The sequence below is a fragment of the Mesorhizobium sp. WSM4820 genome, from assembly GCF_055811075.1.
On the sequence record NZ_JBVVQN010000016.1, the window covers coordinates 106,126 to 128,844 of the forward strand.

Sequence of the window (22,719 nt, forward strand, 5' to 3'; positions counted from 1 at the left end):
GGATGGCGCTACTTCGAACGAATTGTTTGAGGTTTTGGCCGACTGGAACACCCAGCTTGAGCACCTGAGGCCTGAAATGCGCGAAGGAGCTGGCCCCTAAGTTTTCATTCCGTGCGAGGGATCAAAGATCGCCGCACACAGAAGAGGCAGCCTAAGGAGCGTCAGCACTTGCGCCGGCCGAAGGGCCGGGACGCGGGACTGGCTGCAACGACGAGATCGGTTAAAAGGGCAGCCGGTAGGAGTGTCAGCATAGCGCCGCCGAAGGCGGGACACGGGACCGACGGCCCCCGACGAGGAGTGCCGCTTTCCCGGCTAGGGATCGTCACCCACCTGGGCCGAAACACCTTTGAGGTTCGGTGGCGGCAGTCATAGAGCCCGGCCCGCATAGGGGGCCATGCAAAATAAGGACTTCGCTCCATCTGGGTATTTATCGGTCATTTATTGGGTAAAGCCGTTTCTTGATTTTTTGGGTATTTTCAAAGGGGCTTGGCGGGCCTTGGCACGCTCGCGCCAGAGCGCCTATCGGCTTTGCGCCGTGTTGCGATCATCGAGAGCATTGGCTCTTCTACTGAAACAGGTTCAGCAACATGTCACCGAACTGACATGCGCCGTCATGAACACAGTCACGCATATGGGCTGGCAATTTCCAGGTTCGCCAGGCCCCGGGAATCCCATCTTTGAAAAGTAGCCAAAGCCTTGTGGTGTGCGCAGACCTCGATGAGAGGGAGGGAGAGATCCGCTTATGCGTGTACCGGTGGCAAGACGCCGGCGGCATCTAATCCGCGCAGGCTTGGTCAGGGCTCCAAGGGGCTCGAAGGCCCTTTGGTTCGTCTTCATATGCGAAATCATGATGCGGGGCCAAGGCGGCATACGCCTTGGCTGCGATCCAACGGCAATCACGTTGGTCTGGGCGGGGTCTTGGGAGGGGCAGGAATGCCCCGCCTCCAAGCGCGATGAAACGGCGGACGTTTCGATGGTGTGATGAGGCTCGATGCCGACAGAACCGCAAGGCCGGAAGGGTGCACGGGAAACGCGACAGCGGATTTCCCTGCCAAGGTTGCGATACTACACCGCACATCCTTGCAATGCGCCTTACGCAAAATGGCAGAGGTGGGGGAACGGTCACCCCGTCGCTTCCGACCCTGATATGTGGAGCGGAAAGGCTTCGGCCGACGTCTGGGGGCCGTTGAGGTGGAAGTCCGCGAAACCCCCTCGAGGCTCGCGGCCCTGAACATCGAGCCCCATGAAGACGCCGGATATACCTAAGCAGAAGTGACCATCGCCCGGACCCGGCTAACTTGTCGCAATCGGGCGCTCTTATACGTCCACATATAGGATCAGCTTGACACCACAGAAGCGCACAGTGTCTCCAAATCAACTTCGACAATTCGTTTCATCAGAAAGCGGAAATCGGCTTTCGGAAGCGGGCCAGCAGGCAGTCTTCATTGATCGACGCGCCCCGGCACTCGATGCACTCGATCTCGGTCAACGATTCGTTCAGCATGGCGATAGTGGTCTCTGCACCAGCAGCGTGCCCCCAGCGTTGGCAATTGGCGTCACGTGCCGACCCGAAAACCAGGTGCCCGCCTGGCGCAAGCAGGCCTACCAGGTTGCGGACTGCTGCGCGGATCTGAACGAGGTCTCCTACGTAGTAAAGAACTTCCGCCACGACGATCAGGTCGAACAGCTCATCACTCGAAAATTGTTGAACATCGGAGATTATCCACCTGATGTGCGGCGGCTCCTTCATGCGTAAACGTGCTCGCGTAATCGCTGGCTCCACGACATCGATCACAGTGAGCCGCTGGCAAATGGGGGCTAGCCGTTCCGTAAAAGCGCCAGCAGCGCACCCGACTTCGAGCCCATTTGCGACAGGACCTTGCGCAAGTGACAACCGGAGAATTTGCGTGTGGCGCTCCCGCTCGAACGGGTTGCCATCGAGCCGCCATGGATCGTCTGCGGCCATTTCTCGATTCAGCAGTTCATGATCGATTTTATGGGTCAAATTCCCACCTCGCTAAGGCAGCAATCACCGGCGCTGCAAATGCCGTCAGATGTCGCTAGCGTCGGGGACCCGGGCACACCAATCTGAGAAGCGGGGCCGCTTCCTGCACCGGGCAGACCTGCGGGCCGAGGCACTTGATTTCGGTCACGCTCCTAATAGGGTCCGCAGGATTGGCAAAATTGATTGTTTGGATGATAACCATCCACGCCGTAAACACATCGAAGGCGGAATTGGGCGTGGCTGGGACCACGTCTGGGTGGCGCCGGCCGACAAATTTCTCACATCGAACCAAACTCGCCAGCCTGTTACGACGCCAGCACGCTGACGATGATGCTATGATGACTGCGGTTCACCGCCTCAGCATGGCCGCAATGCCATGACGGACAAAGGGAAGATGCTGGCCGAAGCGCAGCCCCACATGTCTTGCAAGCCGTGCCGCCGGGTGCTCGCTTGAGTAGAGTCCGACGAGAATATTCGTAGCATGGTAGAGCGGCGCCGCCGACAGGCGCAGTCGGCTTTCATATCTGTGGAGCATGTCGGGATCGGCAATGTCGCGACGGTCGCGCCATGCTGCCAGGATACCACGGGCGAGTTGCCTCTGGCCGCCGAGGCCGATGTTGAAGCCATGCGCGGTCACCGGGTGCATGCCAATGGCAGCGTCGCCTATCAATGCGGCGCTCGGCGCCCGGAACATGTGGGCCCAGGTGGTGACCAACGGATAGATATGGCGGCTGCTTGCCAAGCTCATGTTGCCGAGGCGCCCTCGACAGCGCTTCGTCAACTCCATCAGGAACAACTCGTCGTCGAGGGCAAGCAGTCCGTCGGCCTCGTTTGAGGGCAAAGTCAAAAGCAGCGACGACATGCCTCGCGCGAGGGGCAACATCGCTATCGTCTGATGGTGGTCGAACCATTCGATCGCGATCTGGTGGTGGGGGCGCTCGTGCCACACCCGGCAAATCAGCATTGAGCTGCCAAGCCGATTGATATCGGCGCCGATGCCGAGCAGATCGCGGGTGGCGGACAAACGCGAATCGGCGGCAACGAGAAGCCGAGCGGTCAGCTGCCTGCCATTGGAGAGCGTTACGACTGCTCCCTGATGGCTGTTTGTTGCACGCGCGACCGAATGGCCGCACAGCAGCCGGGCATGGCCCTGCAAGCGGATGATCTTGAAAAGGGCATCGCGGATCCGGCAATTCGGAACCAGAACGCCCAGTGGTTCCGTGGATCCGTCGGGGGAATCGAAACACAGCGCAAAAGGACTCGATCCGTTGAGGACGCGTGCGCCTTGAAGCGGTGACTTGTCCGAAGCGGGGATAACATCCCAGGCGCCGAGCTCGCGAAGGATTCCAGTCGAGGCGTGGGTGAGCGCGATCTCGCGACCGTCGAAAGCCGCACTTGCCAGTGTTTGCAGGGACTGCCCTTCGACAACCGCCAGTTTGAGCTCGCTGTGGGCAAGCGATGCGGCGAAGGAAAGTCCGACCGGCCCGGCGCCAACGACAATGATGTCGAAGCTGTCGTCAAAGCCGGCCATCAGCGTGCCGCCAGCGCGTTGGCTATCTTCGTGAGACGTTGCTGGAGTCGAGCCGCATGTCGCGCATCGATTGCGCTGCGATCCAGTGCCCGCCGCATCGCCTCAAGCGGGTTTCTCACGTCGGTTCCTGGCCGGTGAATCGTCATTTGCCCGCCGTATGGTCTGGATTGTCAAGACGTTGGGAGCGACGATCAGGCTGTCGGTCAGCACATGCGTTTTCCCTTGAAGGACTGTCGATCAAACCACGCCCACGAGGACATGGCCTTGATCTGGGTCAGTCGAGGCGGGACCGGCGTCAGATGACCTCGATCCAATCCAGTCGTGTGCCAGCTGACCCCATGACGACGCAATGGCACCAGCTAAGGGGAACCAGGCGCGTCTGGTCTGGGAAGGGTGTTTCAGGACTTTTGCGATATCAGCGAATGACCGGCTCGCCATGGAAGCGCCGGCGCGAGGGCAGCGACACGCCGAAGCCGACTTCCATCATCAGCCGTGGCGTGCGCGAAGGCACGGTGTATATGGAGCCAAACGGATCTTCGACGAAGCCAAGCCGGCTTCGCCGGTCAGCGTGATCGGGCTGTCATCGCCTCGTTTTCGCATCAGCCAGTATTCCAGCGGCAGGCAAGCGGGGCGGCGGCACTCGAAAGAGCCGCCGCCCGGCTTGGCACCTATTCGCGGACGAACAGCGGCTGGACCCCGGCCCATTGATCGACCGTGCGCCCAGTCGATGCTCAGATTGGTTGCCGACCGCTTCGACCACGGCGCTGCCGGCCTCGAGCGTCTCGGCCATGACAAGACGTCGTCGTCGCAAAGTGCGAGCAAACGGGCGAAGACGGTGGCGAGGGCAAAGGCGTCGCCATTGCCGCCGGCTATCGCTGTGAGCGCTCGATGACGGCGCCCCACAGGATCAGGATATTGATGCCGGAATAGCGCCGCTGGGTGGCTGCATTCCTGGGCAGGCCAAGGGCTGCCTTTGCCCTGCCCCAGGGCTTGACCCATGGCACGGTGCCGCGCTCCAGTTCGGCAACGATACGGTCTGTGATCTCCTGATAGAGGCTGGCGCCCGTGCGCCCGCCCTTGCCCGCGCCAGCCTCTCGGCTGCCGGAACGCTTGTTGTTTGCACGCATTGTCTGGTCCTCCGTTCGCCAATTGCGCCCTCCCCCGGAAGCGGGGTGGGCGGCAAAAGCGACCGGAAAGGCCCGCCGTAGAAGGCAGACCGCATCCGAAGGACCGGAACGAAGAGGAGGACCCGGAGCGGCAAGCGGAGGGTTGCGGGATGCCGCGGCTGGCCTAGAAGGGAGTGCCGCCTTGCCGAAGCCAAGTCGGAAGTCTCGCATGCGGCGGCATATCTGCAATGGTATGCCGAAGAGGCCAACCGCATCTATGGCGAGACGATCTTCCCGCCCTCGACTGACCGGGGCATGCTGGTGGTCAAGCAGCCAATCGGCGTTGTTGGCACGATCACGCCATGGAATTTCCCGGCTTCAATGGTGGTGCGCAAGATCTCACCGGCTCTGGCGGCGGGCTGCACTGTGATATTGAAACCTGCCGCACAGACGCCGCTTGTTGCAGGCGCAATGTGCGCGGCCGGCTTTCCCGAAGGCGTCGTCAACCTGATCTTTGCTTGCAAAGGCGATGCCGTCGGCCGCACACTGATCAACCGATGAACTTGATCCACAGGCGCTTGAACCATGCGACGATGGCCTTGAGCCCTTCGGCTGGGCGCCGCGCTTGAGAAGGCGGTCTAGGACGGCCGGCTTCGATCTGCTCGCGAGACATCTTGCCGGCCCAATGGATCGATGATGACTGCCTGCAGGTACTGCGCTGGATGTATGACCGGCGCGACCTTTCCGAAGTGCGGCCCGACCTCGCCCAATGGCTGGCCAAGTGGGAGACGCCCTGCCCCAAGCTGTGCCAGTGGGTGGAGGACAACATCGAGGAGACGCTCACCTTCAACCGGCTGCCACGCCAGCATCACAAGCGCCTGAAGAGCACCAATATCCTGGAGCGGCTCAATCAGGAGATCAAGCGGCGCATCCAGGTGGTGCGCATCTTTCCCAGCGCTGAGAGCTGTCTGCGGCTCGTCCGCGCGCTCGCCGTCGAAACACACGAAAACTGGCTGGAGGCCATGCGAATCTCAACATGGAGCACCTGGCCGAGAACAAGAAGGAGATGCTGCGCAAGCTGGAGCAGCCCAAGGCCGCCTGACGGCGGCGGGCGGGCTGGGCGCATGCGTTACTTGAAGACGCCGCGCCTGACCCGCCAACACCGGCGACCGTGATCGCAAATTTGCAGAAGACTCTGGACAGAACTCCCAAACTGCATCAAAAATAGTCAGAGCTAGATTATGGCAGCCGATTGAGATGGAGGAGGAGGGGTTACAAGCCTTTGTGCAGTTCTCCCAAACTTTTCGATATCGAAGGGCTTACCTGCGTCCCGTTTAGCCATCGATTCCGATCGTTTTAGCTTCATCTCACGACGGGAATAGGCGCAGAGAGGTCTGGCCCTGGTGCAGAAATTACTGCCGGTACCACCGAAGTGAAGGGGTCGAACTACTTTGTCTAGCGCCAAATTGCTGACGGAACGTCCGGCGCCCATTGTTGCTGCATGCCTCGATTCTTGGGGCGGTCTGGATGACGCCATCCACCATCTCACTCCAAAGGGCAGTGGAATCTGGAACGATGTCGCTTTTGTCCGCAAGACATCCTTCACGCCGGATTGGCATATAATCTTTAACTCTCCTTCTGTTTTTGGACTTCCTGTTGATATCGAGGCGAGCCCGAACAGGACAATTTTTGCGATCGGCGAACCGCCGACGAAAGCTCATCGCGCCCTCCATCTAGGGCAGGGGGAAAATACCATCGTTTTGACGTCTGACGCAGAGTTGGTAGCCCAGCAGAATGCAGGGCGTCGGTTCGTCTTGTCTCCACCTATCACTCGGTCTTGGTCTGTAAGAAAGTCATATGACCAACTTCTGGTCAGCGAAGTCGTTGACAAGCCGCGTCGGCTCTCATGGATTACCAGCAACATCGCCCTGCTTAAAGGACATCGATATCGGCTGGCGTTTTTGGAGCGGCTGAGAGAGGAGATCGAGTTCGACCTGTTCGGCCGAGGTTTTCACCTGATTGGAGATAAATGGGACGCACTTGCACCTTACCGCTACAGTATAGCTTTCGAGAATACTAGAGCTGATTACTATTTTACAGAGAAGCTTATGGACTGCTTCGTTGCTGAAACAATGCCGATCTATTACGGCAGCCCGGCAATCACGAGGTTCTTTCCGCCGGATTCAATGGTTCTGATTGATCCAGAGGACAAGAACGTAATTCAAAAGATCCGAGAAATAATCAACTCGGACCTCTGGAAGGAACGTCGCGATGCAATACGAGAGGCGAAGCGGTTGGTACTTGAGAAGTACAATATATTTGCTTATCTCGCGGGCTTCATCGAAAGCGTTCAGGACAAGCCTTTGCCGCCTAAAGTTATGCACATCGGTACGCCCGAGGTCGATTTTGGGGTAGACGAATGAACTGCAAGGTTTCGCTTCGCGCGCCCGGCGGTTGGTGGTCTGGCAGGGGTCCGTACGGAACACTCGGCGGAGAATGCCTCGAGCATCTTCGATTAACACAGGGTCGGTTTGGGAATGACGCGAAGATCCTGTCTGATTCACTGTCCCCGTGATTTACGAGGATGTGATGATGATGAGGAGCCCAAGGGCGGACCTTCGTGGGCGCGTGATTGCGGCCATTGAAGTCGGGATTCGACGCGGGAGGCGACGCGTCGCATCCGGATCGGTATTTCGATGGCCGGGAGTTGGTATCGCCGCTATTCGAGACCGGCCAGATGGAAGCGCGCAAGCAGGGCCAGCCGTCGCGTTCGAAGCTCGATGCTCATGAGGCCTTTATTCTTGGCCTCATCGAGGACGCGCCGGACATCACGCTTGCTGAGATCGGGGAGCGCCTTGCCGCCGAGCGTGGCGTGCGGGCAGCGTCGTCCACGGTCCGGCTGTACCTCGACCGGCGCGGCATCACGTTTCAAAACAAGACGGCGCACGCCGCCGAACAGCAGCGCCCCAATGTCCTGCGCCGCCGCAGAACCTGGTTCGATGGCCAGCTCGATCTCGACCCCGAGAGGCTGATTTCCGTCCATGAGACCGCAGCATCCACAAAGATGGCGCGGTTGCGTGGCCGCAGCCTGCGCGGCGAACGATGCCGGGCGGCCGTTCCTCACGGCCATTGGAAGACTACCACCTTCACGGCCGGCCTGCGGCTGGGCGGCATGGCGGCGCCAATGCTGCTCGATGGCCCTATCAATGGTTGTGCCTTCCTCGCCTACGCCCAGCAGGTCCGCGCACCCGAGCTTCGCCCCGGCGACATCGTGGTCATGGACAACCTGCCCGCCCACAATATCAGCGGCGCGCGCGAGGTGATCGAGAAGGTTGGCGCGGCTCCTGTTCCTGCCGCCATACTCGCCCGACTTCAACCCGATCGAGATGGCTTTCTCGAAGCTCAAGGCTCTCCTGAGAAAGGCTGCAACCCGAACCATCGACGAACGTCGGTCGTGGCCAACTGCCTCGCAGCTTTCACGGCCGAGGAATGCAGGCACTATTTCGAGGCAGACGGCTATGACCCCGGAATAAGTCGAGTCTGCTCTAGCTGCGCAAGCGGGCCGAGACGGGCGCACGACAATCGTATGCCACCGGGCTGCTGCTGATCAGGCGAACTGGGGAAGGCCGGGAACGGAATTGAGGACCTCGTCCACGAGTTCGTCGCCGGCATGTTCCTTGGCGAAGGCGATCGTCTCGTTAGCAAGGCCGGCGATATTTCCCAGGCTGAGACCCTCGTTCATCAATTGCTGGCCGAAACCCACCACGCCGCCTCCGGCGAGGACGCTGCCGCTCTCTGCGTCCTCACCATCATGCTTCGCCACTAATTCCGAAGCTCCGGGAATGGCCTCGATCATGCGCGCAGCGGGACCGTCGGCTGCCTCGCGTTGCAGGAAACCCAGCATCATGCCAACGGCCTTGTCTGCGAGAGCCGGGTCGACGCCGACATTGGTGGCGATGCGTGATACGAATTCTTCCAAGGCAGGGCACCTTTCGTTTTATTGAGGTCAGAATGATTAGCTATGTTTGTCCCGCTCAAATGGTTGAGCGCAGCGCCAGTCTACGCCTCCGCAGTCTTACCCAAAAACCTCTCAGGTATTGGTCCACCCTCTTGGCTACTTCCATGGACTTCACGTCTACAACGCGCTGAAACGGCACCGCAGCAATGATGGTGGTTACAAGTACAATGGCGACAGTGCTACTAGCCGCAATGGCATGCCCCCATTGGATAGTCCAGAGATAGACAAAGCACCCGAGGGAACAAAGGACAGGGAAATGAAGAAGGTAGACCGAGAACGACAATCGACCTAGGAGTGGGAAAAAGTATGACGAGAAGGCTCGCTGAAGCGATGGAAGCGCGAGAACGCTAGCGACAAGGAAGGCTGCACCGACGCAGTGCATTGCGTCCTTCAGGGGATTAAAGTCGATTGGGGAGAGTTTGATGATCGGCTCATACAAGATGGCGTTTGAGAAGCCGCCAAGATAGATGGCAGCAAGAAAGATTACGATCTTAGCTTCGTGAGGCCATTTCGCTGGAGAAACGCGAGTCAGGAGGACGCCGACCCCGAACGACAAGGCGAAGGGCAGGTAAGCTATATGGACCGCAAAAGAGAGAGCCGCGGCAAAAACTGTGACGAGGGCGAAGGTGAACCACCTCGCAGCGAAGGCGAACATGAAGGCTAAGTATGAACCGACGAGCTCAATGGACATCGTCCAGAGTGGTGAATTGAGTTTGTTCTTACCGAGAAATAAGGACTCATATAGGGCCTCCTGGGCGATGGTCGCGGCCGTAATTGAGCTAGGGTAATACCAGGTCAGCCAGACCGAGCCCGTGAGTGGGGCAACTTCAAGATTTCTCATCAGCCCCATGGCAAAAATGGTACCGGCAAAAACGATTGAAGCTGCGATTGGAATGCCGAGGCGGGGTATCCGTCGGATTGCTCTGGATACAAGCACCGACGCATTTCCAGTCTCAGCAAAAGACTTGGTAAGGACGAAGCCGCTTAGAACGAAGAATACACAAACCGCAAAGCTTCCGTTGATAAGCATGCTGAATGGGGGGAGAGTTAGAAGCTGAGCAGGCCATCCGATTTCTGGCCACGCTGCTTGCGCCAACGGGTACATGGTTTTGAATATCCCTGGCTCGACAGCGAAGAGGGCGTGAGACAAGAGGACGCCAACTGCAGCCAGCCCCCTCAACCCCTCTAAAGCAATAAAACGCCCAGATCCGGCCTGCCCCGCCGCCATTCCGTTCATGGATACTCTGCCCCTTATGATGCGCCGGTTTCGCCTTGGTCTTCCTACAAAGTCCACGCTCGTGAACGTGAGCTGGAAAGCACGGGACATTGGCTTTCCTGTACGGCGCTATGCAGCATCATGACGGATGGGTAAACTTGATTGTTTGGATATAATGCATCCATGGGATGGATATGCGGGCCATGCCCACCGGCGACAGCCGGTCCTGGATCTGACACTCGGCCTGATCGTCCGAGAGACAGTAGAGCGCCTGCAGCACCATGATCTTCAACATCACCACCGTATCAAAGGGCGGCCGTCCGCCCTTGGCGCCATCCGCTCGACGAGCATCGTATCTTCGTCGAGTGGGCCAAGCCCCGGGCCGGCGCAAAGGTGAAACGCGCGCAAAGGCGCTCCTTCGATCGCCGACGGCGACATGCGGCTCCGAATCTGATCGACCGGTTGCTGGCAATGACGGCTCCGCTGGTCTCTCGTTCCACCCAGCAGGACCGCAACCGTCTGTTCCTGGTGAAGAGCGAGAAGAAGGACGCGGTGACGCTTATTGCCGAGGCGACCTTATCGCACGCCCTGAAGCCGTTCATCAAACGCTCCAATGCCCGGATCGCCGTCTGGACAAGGCCGCACCCGAGCGGGCCCGGCAGCTCGCCCAGCAGCGATGGCTTCCAGGTTCTGCAGATCGAAGTGCGGCGCCTGGGCACCGAGAACGCCGCTCTGCTGAAGCGTATCCTCGAAGCCGAAACGGAGGTCGATCGCCAGAGGTGTCACAATGCCCGCCTCGTCGCAGAACGCGAGGAAGTCCAAAGCCAAAACGCTGATGCAAAAGGCCCCGACGGCCCTAACCTGCGAAAATGGCCAACTATCGACCATTCGGCTGTAGCATTAATATGGTTCCGCTTCCGTTCCGTCACATTGTGCGGCAGGTTGCTTTGAGCCAGCCTATAGCAAACTCTGAGTCTAGATTATCCGACAGAGCCGAGGGCCGACTTCCTCGAACCCGTTCCGCAGATAGAAATCGAGCGTGCGCTTCCATTTTGGTTGCCCGGGCGCTCCAACCTCAAGTCGCTTCCAACCACGAGCACGGCTTTCCTGCGAGGCGACCTCAAGCAGATGAGGGGCAATCCCTTTGGAGCGCTTGTCGGTTCGAACATACAGCTCCGAAATGTAGCCGAACTTGCCTCCTGCATAGATCGCCGTGCATTCATTCAGCACCATGATGCCGACCGGCTCGTCATCTGCACTTGCGATCACAGCGACCACGCCGGCGTCGGCAAGCACTGTCTCCGCGCTTTGTCTCACGACGTCGGGCGTGGGCGCTTTCCCGCCAGAGAGTTCATCGAGTAGCGCGTGACTGAAACGGCCGACCGTCTCTGCGTCCGTTGCGTTGGCGCGGCGAGTAGATATGAAAGGAATATTTTCTCCTGGTAGTGATCAAAATCCCGATTCATGCTGCCATCCGCGCAGGCCCGACTCATTCTTTTAAGTAACTCGGACTAATGAACAGCATTTTTCGTAAAAGATATGATAATGCCAATCGAGCCAAGCCAAGCTCACCGCATAGGCGGTCACCTGCCACTGCCATCCCAGAGCATCAGGATGATCGCGCTGCGCGACAGCTTGGCGAGCTGCAGACGCGAGCGACTGGTTCAGGGCCCGCTTCGCCATCAACGAGACCCGCTGCAGCAGGGTTGTAAATGCCCGCACCATGGCGCCGCAAATCCGCGCTTGTGGCGCCATGACGTTGAGGCGAGTGAGTTCGGCGCTAACAACGCCGGCTGAATCCGATCGGAAGGGTGCCCGACCGCGCCGAAAAGGCGCGATCTTGGATGGCGACGCGATCGCCTGCGGATAAGCGCGAGTTGACCGTCGACGTCCGCCATTTCCGTTTGCACCGCCTTGGACAAGGACTGCCCCGGGGCATGATGCGGGCCTGGTTGGCGTCCGTGTCGAGGCCAGGTTCGTAGGCAGCGGCTCCCGTGAGGTTGAGCAGTTCTAACTCGTGGCTTGAGTTGACGGCGCTCACGCACAGCCGTTCCAGGTGCGCCCCGTTGTGCGGCCTTCCCATTGGCTTGGCCAAGCTTCTGGGTGATCCTCTGCATCGCCGGTGGCAGAGAGGTCCGGTTTGCAGCGTTAGCACAGGCCAATATTGCGGCCCCCTCTGGGCATGTATGCGTCCCTGTTTGGCCTGACTGAGCCAGCTTGCACCCGGTCGGACATGCAGTCCAACCAGGATGCGCGCATCCACGTCAAGCCCCATGAAGGCGGAGAAAATCCTCGTATGTCGCTTGCAACCCGGCACCAAGGGACGTTTTGGCTTTCCAGCCAAGGTTACGCAAGCGCGTTACGTCCAGTAACTTGCGCGGAGTACCATCTGGCTTCGTCGTGTCGAATACCAAATCGCCCTTCCAGCAGACCGCCGCCTTGACGAGTTCCGCCACCTCGCGAATTGTAACGTCCTCGCCAACGCCAACATTGATCAGGGGCGCAGTGTCGGGGGCAGTTAAGGCGTCAAAATCTGAATCTGGCAGGCCAAGCAGGAACGCAATGGCATCGCCTACATCCGACGAATACATAAACTCTCGCCGAGGGTTTCCGGATCCCCAGACCTCCACCGAGGAATCGCCGTTCATTTTAGCTTGATGAAACCGGCGTATCAGAGCGGGCAGAACGTGGCAATTTTCGGGGTGATAATTATCGCCGGGACCATATAAGCTGGTCGGCATCAACGCGAGATAGCGCGCCTTGTACTGCCGGTTGAAAGACCAGCATGATTCGACACCTGCGATTTTTGCCAAAGCGTAAGGACGATTAGTCGCTTCAAGCGGACCGGTGAGAAGGTATTCCTCCCGTATCGGCTGCGGACAGTCGCGTGGATAGATACACGAGGAGCCAAGAAAAATCATCCGTTCGACGCCGGAAGCGTGAGCGGCATCAAAAACACTGACTTGAATCGCGAGGTTGTTATGAAGGAAATCGACAGGGGAGCTAGCGTTCGCCAGTATACCACCAACCTTTGCGGCGCACATTACGACGTAATCAGGCCGCCGCGACATGAAGAACCTGCGCGTCTCGCTCCGGTCAAATAGATCCAGTTGGTCGTGAGTACGTGTTATTATCTCATAGGAACCTAAAGCCTCGAGGGCTCTCATTGTGGCGGATCCAACAAGGCCGCGATGGCCTGCCACATAGACTTTCTTCATCTTTTTGTTTTCCATTGATAAGGCTCTGGACGTTCCTTAAGAAGACCACAATGTCACTGACAACAAGCCAGCATGGCGCCACCATTATCAGCATAACTCTCGTGGACTGTGTGAATAATAACCCTGCTTCATCAGCACTGCGTCACGCTCTGCCATGCGCAAATCTTCCCGAACCATCTCCCTAACCAATTCGATGAAGGAGATTTTGGGCGCCCACCCAAGTTTTTCTTTGGCCTTGCGGGCATCGCCGAGAAGTGTCTCGACTTCTGCAGGACGAAAATAACGGGGATCTACTTTTACGATCAGAGCTCCCGTCTTTGCATCGTAGCCCTCTTCGTCGACCCCTTCCCCAACCCAACGAACATCGATGCCGAGTTCAGCGGCCGCGACGGTGACGAATTCGCGCACCGAATGTTGCTCACCGCTAGCAATAACAAAGTCTTCAGGTTGCTCCTGCTGCAGCATCAACCACTGCATCTGGACGTAGTCTCGAGCGTGCCCCCAATCGCGAAGCGCATTAAGGTTGCCCAGGAATAGAGTCCGCTGCATTCCAAGCTTAACCCGAGCCAGGGCACGCGTGATTTTGCGCGTTACAAATGTTTCACCGCGCGCGGGTGACTCATGATTAAATAAAATACCGTTACATGCATACAAATTGTAAGCTTCTCGATAATTTACGGTGATCCAGTGAGCATACAATTTGGCAACAGCGTAGGGTGATCGGGGGTAGAACGGTGTCGTCTCGGTCTGTGGGGTTTCCCGCACCAGCCCGTAGAGCTCAGACGTCGAGGCTTGGTAGTAGCGCGTATGCTCGACGAGCCCCAGGATCCGAATTGCCTCGAGGATACGCAGCGCACCCAAGGCATCGGAGTTCGCGGTGTATTCAGGTTCTTCAAAGGAGACTGCAACGTGGCTCTGAGCTGCCAAATTGTAAATTTCGTCCGGCTGAACCAGTTGAATGACGCGCGTAAGGCTGGACGAATCTGTCAAGTCCCCGTGGTGAAGTGTAAGATCAACGCCAGTTTCATGAGGGTCGTGATAGAGATGGTCTATACGGCCCGTATTAAAAAGAGACGATCGTCTCTTTATCCCGTGCACAGAATAGCCCTTTTCTAAAAGCAATTCTGCGAGGTAAGAACCGTCTTGGCCCGTGACCCCGGTGATTAAAGCGACTTTTCTCTTTGACAAGCTTGAATCCTTTTGATTTTGACGCGCCCAAGAAAATACTCGCCTGCGGCGGGATTGCGTGGCGAAAAATGGGGCGCATTGGCAGGGCGAACGGGGCCTCTGCGCGAAGGCTAGGGAGAGTTCGAGCGGGCTGCCAACCCTTTCATGGAGCCGGGGAACGTTCGAAAGAGTTATCAATCAAGATCAAACGACGCGGGTCATTCAAATCGAATTCGACAATTCGTGGCACGAAGAGGCGGGCATAGCGTGTGAAGGCGCTAGTCGGAGGAAAGCGAATTACAGTGTCGCATCTACCGAGGAGATACATCTCAACGAGAGCGGAAAAACCCCCGTCGGTGCCCAGTGCTGCACTGTGTAGGGGGCCGGCCTGATCCGCTTGGAAGCGTTTTGGGACGGTGAAAAGTTCGGGAAATACGCCCGACAAGTGATCAACAACCTGGGCGCTGTCTGTACACAAGAACACCCTTACAGGCCTTGGATGCGGTTGCGCTTTGGCCATACGAATGGCAGTGCATACCTGCTCTAAGGCAACCTTTGGATCAGCCCAGTAAGGTGCGTGATCCATAATACCTTCGCCGTTGCCGTGGCGGACATGGACTCCAATTATGCTGTGCCCGTCAAAATGTTCCTGGTAGAGCGCTTCAATCCGATCCTCAATTTCGACCCTCGGTCTGATGCTCCGAAATATCGTTCGCTCGGCTTGCTCATCGCAGCGCCACATCAAGCAAGCATCACACACTACCGTGTTGGCTTCACAATCATCTTGGGCCTGGAAAAGATCGTTAAGCTCGTCACGTTCTTGGAAAATCTGTTCATCCGGACGGTACACGCAGTCGATGGATGGCTTGTTCCACCACGACGGGAAGAAGGGACCGGGGAATGAGACGTGGTTGATCTCGTCATCGCAAATGACCCGTACACCACCGATTTCTTCAATTGGCTTGAAGAAAGCCGGAAAGGCATTCGCAAACGGGTTGTCGAGGTAACAAGAGCCGCGCCAATCTATTGCTAAAGCCCGTCCCGTCCGATGTGCGTAGTCCCATGCCGACGCGAGAGACCACAGGCAATCACCGAAACCCGTGCGCCGTCGAGAAACAACGAACCGATCCATCCTTGAGCCATCAACAAGCATCTAAATTGCCTCTTTCCAGAACACCACAAGCCTCAGCTTTGCTGCTGTCTTTGAGGCAAGCGCCTGCGCAATTCGGGGAAGCTTGTCGTGCTGCGCCAATGCGATGTAGCTTGCGTCGATCGCGGAAGTGCCTGGCCGCGATGGACGCGCGCCTGGGCGGGTCTTCGGCGCAGACCAGAGAATGCTCTTCGGAGCCAACGCAAACATCAACCACTTCCCTAAGCCTTACATCCTTGAATTCTTTCTATGCAACGTGCCGTACCATCGGTAAAATCGTCTGTTTCGATGAAACGCATCCACGTCATGGATAGCTAGTGACATGGGTTCCAGGGCGTTGACCTGAACCCTCTCGTTGTGCGTCACAGCTAATCCCAGCGGAACCTTACGGCGGCAGCACGCAGCATGACCCACGTCAGCCGGCCATGAGCGCGGCCGCGACGACGACATCCGAACGGAGCCGTTGACATGACTTCACTTGCACCACTTCCTCAGATCATCATGGAGCCCATCGTGCGCCGTGACCTGCTGGAAGACCTGGGCAGAGCCGGCGATGTCACGAGCGATGCAATTATCGCCGCCGATTGCAAAGCCAAGCTTTCGCTTAACGCGCGCCAAGCGGGCAAGGCTACGGCCGCGTTTGTCGAAGCGATATGCCGTCAGGCGCCAATCACCGCTTCGCGCTCGACGACGCGGTGCTCATCAAGGACAACCACATCGCCATTGCCGCGACATCCCCACCGCAATCGAGCGGGCGCGTAGCGTCATAGGTCACATACAAGATCGAGGTAGAGGTGGACAGGCTGGACCAGTTGGAGATAGCCCTTACAGTGGGCGTCGACGCCGTGCTCCTCGACAACATGTCGGTCGAGGAGCTTGCGCAGGCTGTGGCTATGTCGGGCGCCGCGCGATCACCGAGGCCTTGGGCCGAGTAACGCGGGCGAGCGCCCCGGCAACTGCGACGACCGGCGTGGACCTCATATCGATTGGCTGGCTTACCCACAGCGCGCCCATTCTCGACATCGGTCTCGCGCTTGGCGCCGGCGCCATCACCCGGCACTTCAAGATGTTCATAGCTCCGGACCGTTCCGAACGATCAGGGTGCCGGATGGCCACTCGCTCATCGAGCGTCCAATCGGCACAACCACTACGAGCACGTCCTCCACGCGCGTGGGCGGCAGGTCGAGATACACATCTGCGAGAGTGGACCGCACGCGAACGCCCGACACAATCGCCGCCAGGCCGTCTCTGCAGAACCTTTCCATATGGTTCCGCATCGCGTGCCGAACGGTGCCGAAAGCGAATGGAACCCCAAGCTGCTGCAATACTGGATATACAACGCGCATTGAATGACTGATCCCTTGTCCCTCAAGATCCGGACGCACCCCGTACAACCCCAGGTCGGCCACTAGGAGCTCGACCTCGTCAACCTTGATGAAGCGGCGTAGTATGCCGATATGAGCCGCTACGCCGTGCGCGTCGTAGCTGATTGCGCGGAGTTCCGGCCTCGCACCGGCCCAGCTACGGCCGTCTTCGAATGGCTCTGCGTTGAAGGCCCCAGTCGGTCCGTAGGTCTTTCGGAAAAACTCGGAGAGTTCGACATGATCGGCCTGTTGCAACTCATTTTCCCAGCACAACCTCCACCGCACGTCAGAGCACATGGAAAACCTCATCTTTGTTGCTATTTTGTTGGGGAAGCGCCTAGCAGGGGGACGCTTGTCGAATCGAGCCGGCTCGATGTAGCTGGCGCACCGAAGAAACTAGCCGCATGAACATGCGACCCCGTTGTGTTCCGAGCACACCGGAAGGCGCACACCAGAACAATACTGCTCTGAACCAATGCAAAAATTCGATAACTAGCTATGGCTTACATCTTTGAAATCTTACTATGCGACGTTCTGCGGCATTGGCAAAATCGTTTCTTTGGATTAATGCATCCACGCTATGGATAGGAAAAGACATGCGGTTCAAAGAACTTGATCTAAATCTCCGCCCACGGCGGCCTTGATCAGGAGGCTTCGACCCGGCCAGTTGCCCGACTGACCCGCTCGTCAGTTGCCAGACCAACCGACTGCTATGGGTGCGAACCTTCCCCCACTGTTGATAGCCGTCATCGGGCCGCACTGAACTTTTCACGCTAAATCATCGCCATGCCGCCATTGACGTGAATGGTCTGGCCGGTGACATAGGCGGCTTCGTTGGAAGCGAGGTAAGCGACGGCGGAGGCAACTTCGGTGCTGGTGCCCATGCGCCGTGTCGGAATCGCCGCCATGATCGCCTCTTTCTGCTTGTCGTTGAGTTTGTCGGTCATCGCCGATTCGATGAAGCCGGGGGCGACGCAGTTGACGGTGATGTTGCGCGTGGCGATCTCCTGCGCCAGCGACTTGGAAAAGCCGATCATGCCGGCCTTGGAGGCGCAGTAGTTGGTTTGGCCGGGATTGCCGGTGACGCCAACCACAGAGGTGATGTTGATGATGCGGCCATGCCGGCGCCGCATCATCGGATGGGTGAGTTCGCGGGTCAGCCGGAACACGGCGGTCAGGTTGACCTCGATCACCGAATCCCAGTCGGCGTCCGCCATGCGCACGAACAGCCCGTCCTTGGTGATGCCGGCATTGTTGACGAGAATGTCGACGCCTTCGAGATCGGCCTCGGCCTTCTGGCCGAGCGCCTTGACCTCGTCGCGATTGGAAAGGTTCGCCGGGAACAGCTTGACCCGGTCGCCGAGCTCGGCCGCCAGCGTTTCCAGCTTCTCGACGCGGGTGCCGTGCAGGCCGACGACAGCGCCCTGCGCATGCAGCACCCTGGCAATCGCCTCGCCGATGCCTCCCGATGCGCCTGTGACGAGCGTCTTGCGGCCGGTCAGATCGAACATTTATCGATTCCCTTTCTAAGGACCGGCTTCGCACGGGAGCGGTCACTGGCGGCCCTGCGCCTTCCAGACATTATCGGGTACAGCTTTGGACAGGCCCTCGAGCCGAACTCGAAGGACCTCGCTAAACCTTCCGGGTAGCGGTACGTCCAAGTCGCTTCAACAGTTGAGAATTTTGAAAAAAACGGACCCCGGCTCGTCCAGCTTCCGCTGCCACTTGGCGCATTCCCCGAGGCGGTCCAAGGCGACGTCCTTTACAATCGTGATCCGGCCATACGAGACATAGAGTTACTGGAGGCATCTCGAGTGGCTTCTACACCTGCTTGAACGCCAGAACTGCGTTCATGCCGCCCATGGCGAAGGCGTTGCTCAGTGCCACGCGCACCTTGCGCTCGCGCGCCCCATTGGGCGTGACGTCGAGATCGCAATCGGGGTCCGGCTCGCGATAATTGGCGGTCGGCGGCACGACGCCCTCCTGGATCGCCATCACGGAGGCGATCATTTCAAGTGCGCTCGCTGCGCCGAGGCAATGCGCGTGCATGGACTTGGTGGACGAGACAGACATCGAATAGGCATAGTCTCCGAAGACGCGCTTGATTGCCGCCGTCTCGGTCTGATCGTTGGCCTTGGTGCCGGTGCCATGGGCGTTAAGGTAGTCCACGTCCTCGGCATTCAGCCCGGCGTCGGCAAGGCAAGCGCGCATCGCGGCCTCCGGCCCCTCGATAGACGGCGCGACGATGTGGAAGGCATCGCCGGAAAGGCCGATCCCTGCGATCTCGGCAAGCATTGTGGCACCGCGCGCCGCGGCATGCTCATAGCTTTCCAGCACGGCCATGCCCGCACCCTCGCCTATCACCACTCCCTTCCTGTCGGCGGAGAAGGGCCGGCAAGTATCCGGAGCGAGCGCGCGCATTGCTTCCCATGCCTTCATCTGAAGGCATACGAGCGGCGCTTCGGCGCCCCCGGCAAGCATCACGTCGGCCCGGCCGAGCCTGATCTGATCCGCCGCCGAAGCGATCGCATGGTTGGCTGATGCGCATGCGGAGGCGATGGCAAAGACCGGGCCGCGCAGGCCGAGGCTCATGCTGACCTGGCTGGCAGCGGCGCTCGGCAACCCCCTTGGTGCAGTGTAAATGCCAGCACGCTTCGCGCCGCCCAAAAGGAGGGCGCGGTAGGTGTCTTCAACCGTTCCCCAGCCCCAGCCGCAGACACCCACTGTCGCGCCGAAGCGATTCGGATTTCCCTGATCGCAGGAAAGTCCAGCGTGTTGGATGGCTTCGCGCGCTGCAAGCACAGCGAGCAAGCCGACGCGGTCCATGGAGACGAGCTGGTTGCGGCCGATGTCGTGCTCGGGCAGTTCCTTGATCTCGGTACCGACAATGCCCTTCATCTCATGAAGCTCGGAACTGACCATCGGGCGGATGGCGGAGCGGCCTTCGCGCATCTCTTTCCAGATGGAGGCGGCGTTGTTGCCTAGGCCGCAAAGTCCGCCCATCCCAGTAATGACGACTCGCCTGTCCAATCAGACCTCCTTCGCGAGCAAACCGCGGACGGCTTCCACCATGTCGCCGACATTCTTGAGATTCGACCAGGCGTCGGCCGCGTTCATGTCTATCTTGATGTCGTAGGCCTGCTCCACATCCCAGAGGAGATCCGCCAGACCCAGCGAATCGACTCCGAGCGAGGTCAGTTCCGTGGCAGTCGTTATTTCGCCGATGATGGACACACTCTTTCCCTGGCCGCTCTCCGATTCGAGGCGGTTCTTGATCGTGGCAATGATTTCCGTTGCGAGTTGATCAGCCATTCTGTTCCTTTCCATAGCAATGCCTTTTGACGTGGGTGCGGCGTCATACCTCTGCCAGTCACGTCGCGAAAATCGTCCTGACCAGGCTTGTGCCACTCACCAACAGCAATCGGATTAAAGAGACCTGATGAGTTCCGGTTGGTCTGCGGCGTAGGCATCCAACTGCAACTCATTCGGATTAAAGAGACCTGATGAGTTCCGTTGGTCTGCGGCGTAGGCATCCAACTGCAACTCATTTTCCAGGGGCAACTTCCAGCGCACGTCTGAGCTCATGGAAGTTTCACCTTTCGGGCTCTTTTTTCGCAGTCGTCACACGATAAGGGTAGCGGGCGATCAGGGCGTGTGAGGTGCTGTCAATGCGAGATTCCGGACGATTGATAAAATCGTTTGTTTCAATGAGAGCATCCACCCTGTGGATAGAGATACATTTCAATGAACGGGCAAGCCTCTGGTTGCGGGAGATAATGCTACAGGAGACATCCCGCATGGCTCCACGCAAGAGCTCGGCACGTCTCGGGCGCTGGTAGATGCTCAGCGCCTCACACTCGCTCTCTACGGTGCGACGAAGCGCCCTGGCGGTCGCGGAAGGCACAAAGGTTACCGATTCGCAGGGTGGATTCATCCTGTGGGTCGAGCTTCCGAACACCATCGATTCGCTCGACACTTTCAGGGCTGCATCGCGGCGGCGGCATGGGTGGTATGGGTTTCTAAGGTCTGCGCCTCTCACCAATCTCAAAGGGCGGCAGCAATGCCGCCCCCTTTTTTGGAACGGAGCCGGTCGGAAAAGGTTTGGGGCTTGGTCATCGGTGGTTCCTTCGAATCAGGTTGTGTCAGCAACCCAACGCTACCGAAGAACATCGATGACTGCCGCTACGCCGCTCGCTCGCTTGTATGGGCTAATCTTTGTCAAGGTGATCTTTCAGTCGTTCCGTCTCCTTGTTCAGCTGTGGCGCCCCATTTGTTCCTGCTTTGGCTCCGGGGTTCATTGGGGGCGCCGCGCGCAGTGACGGTCAAGGGTGGGCCTTTGGCCATCGCGAAGCGACTTGCCCTTGATGGTCACGAGCACGGCGGCAGCGTTACATTGAGCCGGCAGGTGCCTGTTCGTAGAGGTCTATAACTTGCAAACCGAGGGGAGCTCGCCATCCGGCGCCGTAAACGCGCCGCAAGCTTGTATGCGGTTGATCCTCGCGGATCAAAAACCATGATGCAGCCATACGCATCGGCGGTGAAGCTCCGGGCGGTGGGCCCATTCTACAGCGCGGCGTCGTAAGCCATGTGAGCGGCCGGGATCACCACCACCTCGGATCGTTATCGGCAGACGCTATTGCAGCTGCCAAACTTCAATGCTCGTCCTGTCAAACGCTCCTCCATGCTTTATACCGGACGCAGGGCTACTCCCGTCGGGATCTCGCCGGTCGTGACAAGTCGCCAGAAGGCAATCAGTAGCTTGCGCGTCAAAGCCACGATCATTGTCTTGCGCGTACCGCCACGGCCATCGGCCGTTCTCGCGCAAAACCAGTGCGCCAGCGCGCTGTCCTTTTGGAATTGGAGGAACCGCCAAGCCAGTAGGATCATGCCGTAGCGGACGCGAGCGTTGCCGGCCCGCGCAAGACCTTTCTCGCGCCTGCGTTGGCCGCTCTCATCCGGCGCCCCAGTAAGTCCGGCATAGCGGGCGACGGCTCTCCGATCACGCAGGCCGCGTGAGAGAATCTCATTCACCAGCATGTCCGCAGTCTCGATACCGACACCGATGATCCGCGCAAGAAGGCGAACCATCGCGAGCGGACCCTTCTCCGTGTCCGGAACCACCGAGAGCTGCCGCAACCGCTCCTGTTCGATCTCGTGGATTTGTTCACGCAACAGGTGAAGCCGTCCGAGATTACGGCGCAACTCGGCTCGGCTTCGTTCCGGTAGGGGCATACCTTCCGCCGTATGCAGAGCCTCCAGTTTCTCGGCAGCTTTGCGCAGATTGGGTTTGAAGGCGCGAATGCCGAAGCGAGCGAGGATTGCCTTGATGCGGTTGACGATCCGTGTACGTTCGCGGACGAGATTGTCTCGTTCACGGTTCGGACGGCGGGCCTCCTCCTCATTGACGGTTGGGATGGCTGCCATGCTGCAGTGGCGCTTCTCGCCCCGCAGCCAGCCAAGAAAGGCGCGCATCAGCAGTTCGGTATCGAGGCGATCGGTCTTGGCACGCCGATGTTCACGGGAAACCGCGACGCTCGATGGATGTATGACATAAGCTTCGACAGCGCGCGCCTGGAGCCAGCGCGCCAACCAAAAGCCGTCGCGTCCAGCCTCATAGGCGACAACGATGCGCCGGACTTCACGCCCGGCTTGGATGGCTTCGCTGCGCCAGCGGCGCAACAGCCTGAACACCGAATCCGGGTCGGCATCGAGCTTCTTGAGAGGGTTACGTTCAAAGCCAGGGACCGTCGCAGCAATGAGCCACTTTGTCTGGCTCATCTCAATCACTGCGACCAACGTGCTGTCCTGATCAAGGGCGGTAAGGGATTTGCTTGCATCAAAGGATGGTGACATGGGGCGCTCCTTAGGTAGCTGCTCAACAGCGTCGAGGGTGCCACACGCTCGCCGCCGCCCATAAGCATCTACAGCGCTGTTGAGGGCGCGC

16 protein-coding genes and 7 pseudogenes are annotated in these 22,719 nt (G+C 58.8%); 8 read left to right on the forward strand and 15 right to left on the reverse strand.

Going from position 1 to position 22,719, the window contains the following annotated elements; genetic code table 11:
• Positions 1-1,396 precede the first annotated feature (1,396 nt).
• The 3 genes and pseudogenes from nodS to AC0L2R_RS24205 all read right to left on the reverse strand — a co-directional run.
• Positions 1,397-2,005: a nodulation methyltransferase NodS gene (nodS, locus tag AC0L2R_RS24195; protein WP_095780356.1), complete on the reverse strand. Its 609-nt coding sequence runs from the start codon at positions 2,003-2,005 to the stop codon at positions 1,397-1,399.
• 349 nt (positions 2,006-2,354) lie between these two features.
• Complete coding sequence (gene ubiM / locus AC0L2R_RS24200; protein WP_065010661.1) at positions 2,355-3,536, reverse strand: 5-demethoxyubiquinol-8 5-hydroxylase UbiM; 1,182 nt, start codon at positions 3,534-3,536, stop codon at positions 2,355-2,357.
• Between the two features lie 878 nt (positions 3,537-4,414).
• A pseudogene (locus AC0L2R_RS24205) lies at positions 4,415-4,663 on the reverse strand (ArdC-like ssDNA-binding domain-containing protein); the annotation flags it as partial.
• 180 nt (positions 4,664-4,843) lie between these two features.
• On the opposite strand from AC0L2R_RS24205, the pseudogene AC0L2R_RS24210 reads away from it, so the two are divergent.
• The 4 genes and pseudogenes from AC0L2R_RS24210 to AC0L2R_RS24225 all read left to right on the forward strand — a co-directional run.
• Positions 4,844-5,191: pseudogene (locus AC0L2R_RS24210) on the forward strand (aldehyde dehydrogenase family protein); the annotation flags it as partial.
• Positions 5,192-5,337: 146 nt separating this feature from the next.
• A pseudogene (locus tag AC0L2R_RS24215) lies at positions 5,338-5,744 on the forward strand (transposase); the annotation flags it as partial.
• A gap of 364 nt (positions 5,745-6,108) precedes the next feature.
• Complete coding sequence (locus tag AC0L2R_RS24220; RefSeq protein WP_065010665.1) at positions 6,109-7,065, forward strand: glycosyltransferase family 10 domain-containing protein; 957 nt, start codon at positions 6,109-6,111, stop codon at positions 7,063-7,065.
• A gap of 169 nt (positions 7,066-7,234) precedes the next feature.
• Positions 7,235-8,171: pseudogene (locus AC0L2R_RS24225) on the forward strand (IS630 family transposase); the annotation flags it as partial.
• A gap of 78 nt (positions 8,172-8,249) precedes the next feature.
• Here AC0L2R_RS24225 and AC0L2R_RS24230 read toward each other — a convergent pair.
• The 3 genes and pseudogenes from AC0L2R_RS24230 to AC0L2R_RS24240 form a co-directional block, all read right to left on the reverse strand.
• Positions 8,250-8,621, reverse strand: coding sequence for a hypothetical protein (locus AC0L2R_RS24230; protein ID WP_065010667.1), 372 nt, complete (start codon positions 8,619-8,621; stop codon positions 8,250-8,252).
• A gap of 55 nt (positions 8,622-8,676) precedes the next feature.
• Entirely contained in the window at positions 8,677-9,987 is a 1,311-nt protein-coding gene (locus AC0L2R_RS24235) for an acyltransferase family protein (protein WP_473511988.1), read from the reverse strand.
• A 103-nt stretch (positions 9,988-10,090) separates the two neighbouring features.
• Positions 10,091-10,222, reverse strand: a pseudogene (locus AC0L2R_RS24240) (transposase); the annotation flags it as partial.
• A gap of 47 nt (positions 10,223-10,269) precedes the next feature.
• Here AC0L2R_RS24240 and AC0L2R_RS24245 point away from each other — a divergent pair.
• On the forward strand, positions 10,270-10,827 hold the full coding sequence (locus tag AC0L2R_RS24245; RefSeq protein WP_473512049.1) for a hypothetical protein: 558 nt from the start codon (positions 10,270-10,272) through the stop codon (positions 10,825-10,827).
• Between the two features lie 24 nt (positions 10,828-10,851).
• Here AC0L2R_RS24245 and AC0L2R_RS24250 read toward each other — a convergent pair whose 3' ends face one another.
• From AC0L2R_RS24250 to AC0L2R_RS24265, 4 genes are all read right to left on the reverse strand, one after another.
• Positions 10,852-11,172 carry a GNAT family N-acetyltransferase gene (locus AC0L2R_RS24250; RefSeq protein ID WP_245430168.1) on the reverse strand — a complete coding sequence of 107 codons (321 nt, stop codon included), beginning with the start codon at positions 11,170-11,172 and terminating at the stop codon, positions 10,852-10,854.
• Positions 11,173-12,140: 968 nt separating this feature from the next.
• Positions 12,141-13,094 (reverse strand): GDP-L-fucose synthase family protein, encoded by a 954-nt coding sequence (locus AC0L2R_RS24255; protein WP_245430169.1) that lies wholly within the window; start codon positions 13,092-13,094, stop codon positions 12,141-12,143.
• Positions 13,095-13,181: 87 nt separating this feature from the next.
• Positions 13,182-14,282 carry a GDP-mannose 4,6-dehydratase gene (gene gmd / locus AC0L2R_RS24260; protein ID WP_473511989.1) on the reverse strand — a complete coding sequence of 367 codons (1,101 nt, stop codon included), beginning with the start codon at positions 14,280-14,282 and terminating at the stop codon, positions 13,182-13,184.
• Positions 14,283-14,424: 142 nt separating this feature from the next.
• Positions 14,425-15,414: a nodulation protein NodZ gene (locus AC0L2R_RS24265; protein WP_065010674.1), complete on the reverse strand. Its 990-nt coding sequence runs from the start codon at positions 15,412-15,414 to the stop codon at positions 14,425-14,427.
• A 465-nt stretch (positions 15,415-15,879) separates the two neighbouring features.
• Here AC0L2R_RS24265 and AC0L2R_RS24270 point away from each other — a divergent pair, with 465 nt between their 5' ends.
• From AC0L2R_RS24270 to AC0L2R_RS24280, 3 genes and pseudogenes are all read left to right on the forward strand, one after another.
• Positions 15,880-16,173, forward strand: a complete 294-nt coding sequence (locus AC0L2R_RS24270) for a hypothetical protein (protein WP_473512050.1) — start codon at positions 15,880-15,882, stop codon at positions 16,171-16,173.
• A pseudogene (locus AC0L2R_RS24275) lies at positions 16,065-16,346 on the forward strand (hypothetical protein). The gene AC0L2R_RS24270 and the pseudogene AC0L2R_RS24275 overlap by 109 nt, the downstream one beginning before the upstream one ends.
• Positions 16,334-16,381: pseudogene (locus tag AC0L2R_RS24280) on the forward strand (hypothetical protein); the annotation flags it as partial. The pseudogenes AC0L2R_RS24275 and AC0L2R_RS24280, both read left to right, overlap by 13 nt.
• A gap of 100 nt (positions 16,382-16,481) precedes the next feature.
• Here the strand turns inward: AC0L2R_RS24280 and AC0L2R_RS24285 are convergent.
• The 5 genes from AC0L2R_RS24285 to AC0L2R_RS24305 all read right to left on the reverse strand — a co-directional run bounded on the left by AC0L2R_RS24285 (position 16,482) and on the right by AC0L2R_RS24305 (position 22,628).
• A complete protein-coding gene (locus AC0L2R_RS24285) occupies positions 16,482-17,072 on the reverse strand; it encodes a NodA family N-acyltransferase (RefSeq protein ID WP_473511991.1) in 591 nt (196 codons plus the stop codon).
• Positions 17,073-17,548: 476 nt separating this feature from the next.
• Entirely contained in the window at positions 17,549-18,286 is a 738-nt protein-coding gene (fabG, locus tag AC0L2R_RS24290; RefSeq protein ID WP_473511993.1) for a 3-oxoacyl-[acyl-carrier-protein] reductase, read from the reverse strand.
• Positions 18,287-18,596: 310 nt separating this feature from the next.
• Positions 18,597-19,805, reverse strand: coding sequence for a beta-ketoacyl-[acyl-carrier-protein] synthase family protein (locus tag AC0L2R_RS24295; RefSeq protein WP_473511995.1), 1,209 nt, complete (start codon positions 19,803-19,805; stop codon positions 18,597-18,599).
• A complete protein-coding gene (locus tag AC0L2R_RS24300; RefSeq protein ID WP_065008438.1) occupies positions 19,806-20,087 on the reverse strand; it encodes an acyl carrier protein in 282 nt (93 codons plus the stop codon).
• A 1,374-nt stretch (positions 20,088-21,461) separates the two neighbouring features.
• Entirely contained in the window at positions 21,462-22,628 is a 1,167-nt protein-coding gene (locus AC0L2R_RS24305) for an IS110 family RNA-guided transposase (protein ID WP_473511997.1), read from the reverse strand.
• Positions 22,629-22,719: the final 91 nt, after the last annotated feature.

Excerpts from the sequence above, each read along its gene's own strand:
- ubiM (WP_065010661.1), bottom strand. The coding sequence starts at position 3,536 with ATGGCCGGCTTTGACGACAGCTTCGACATCATTGTCGTTGGCGCCGGG.
- AC0L2R_RS24235 (WP_473511988.1), bottom strand. The coding sequence starts at position 9,987 with ATGTCCCGTGCTTTCCAGCTCACGTTCACGAGCGTGGACTTTGTAGGA.
- AC0L2R_RS24255 (WP_245430169.1), bottom strand. The coding sequence starts at position 13,094 with ATGAAGAAAGTCTATGTGGCAGGCCATCGCGGCCTTGTTGGATCCGCC.
- AC0L2R_RS24265 (WP_065010674.1), bottom strand. The coding sequence starts at position 15,414 with ATGCTTGTTGATGGCTCAAGGATGGATCGGTTCGTTGTTTCTCGACGG.
- AC0L2R_RS24270 (WP_473512050.1), top strand. The coding sequence starts at position 15,880 with ATGACTTCACTTGCACCACTTCCTCAGATCATCATGGAGCCCATCGTG.
- AC0L2R_RS24285 (WP_473511991.1), bottom strand. The coding sequence starts at position 17,072 with ATGTGCTCTGACGTGCGGTGGAGGTTGTGCTGGGAAAATGAGTTGCAA.
- fabG (WP_473511993.1), bottom strand. The coding sequence starts at position 18,286 with ATGTTCGATCTGACCGGCCGCAAGACGCTCGTCACAGGCGCATCGGGA.
- AC0L2R_RS24300 (WP_065008438.1), bottom strand. The coding sequence starts at position 20,087 with ATGGCTGATCAACTCGCAACGGAAATCATTGCCACGATCAAGAACCGC.
- AC0L2R_RS24305 (WP_473511997.1), bottom strand. The coding sequence starts at position 22,628 with ATGTCACCATCCTTTGATGCAAGCAAATCCCTTACCGCCCTTGATCAG.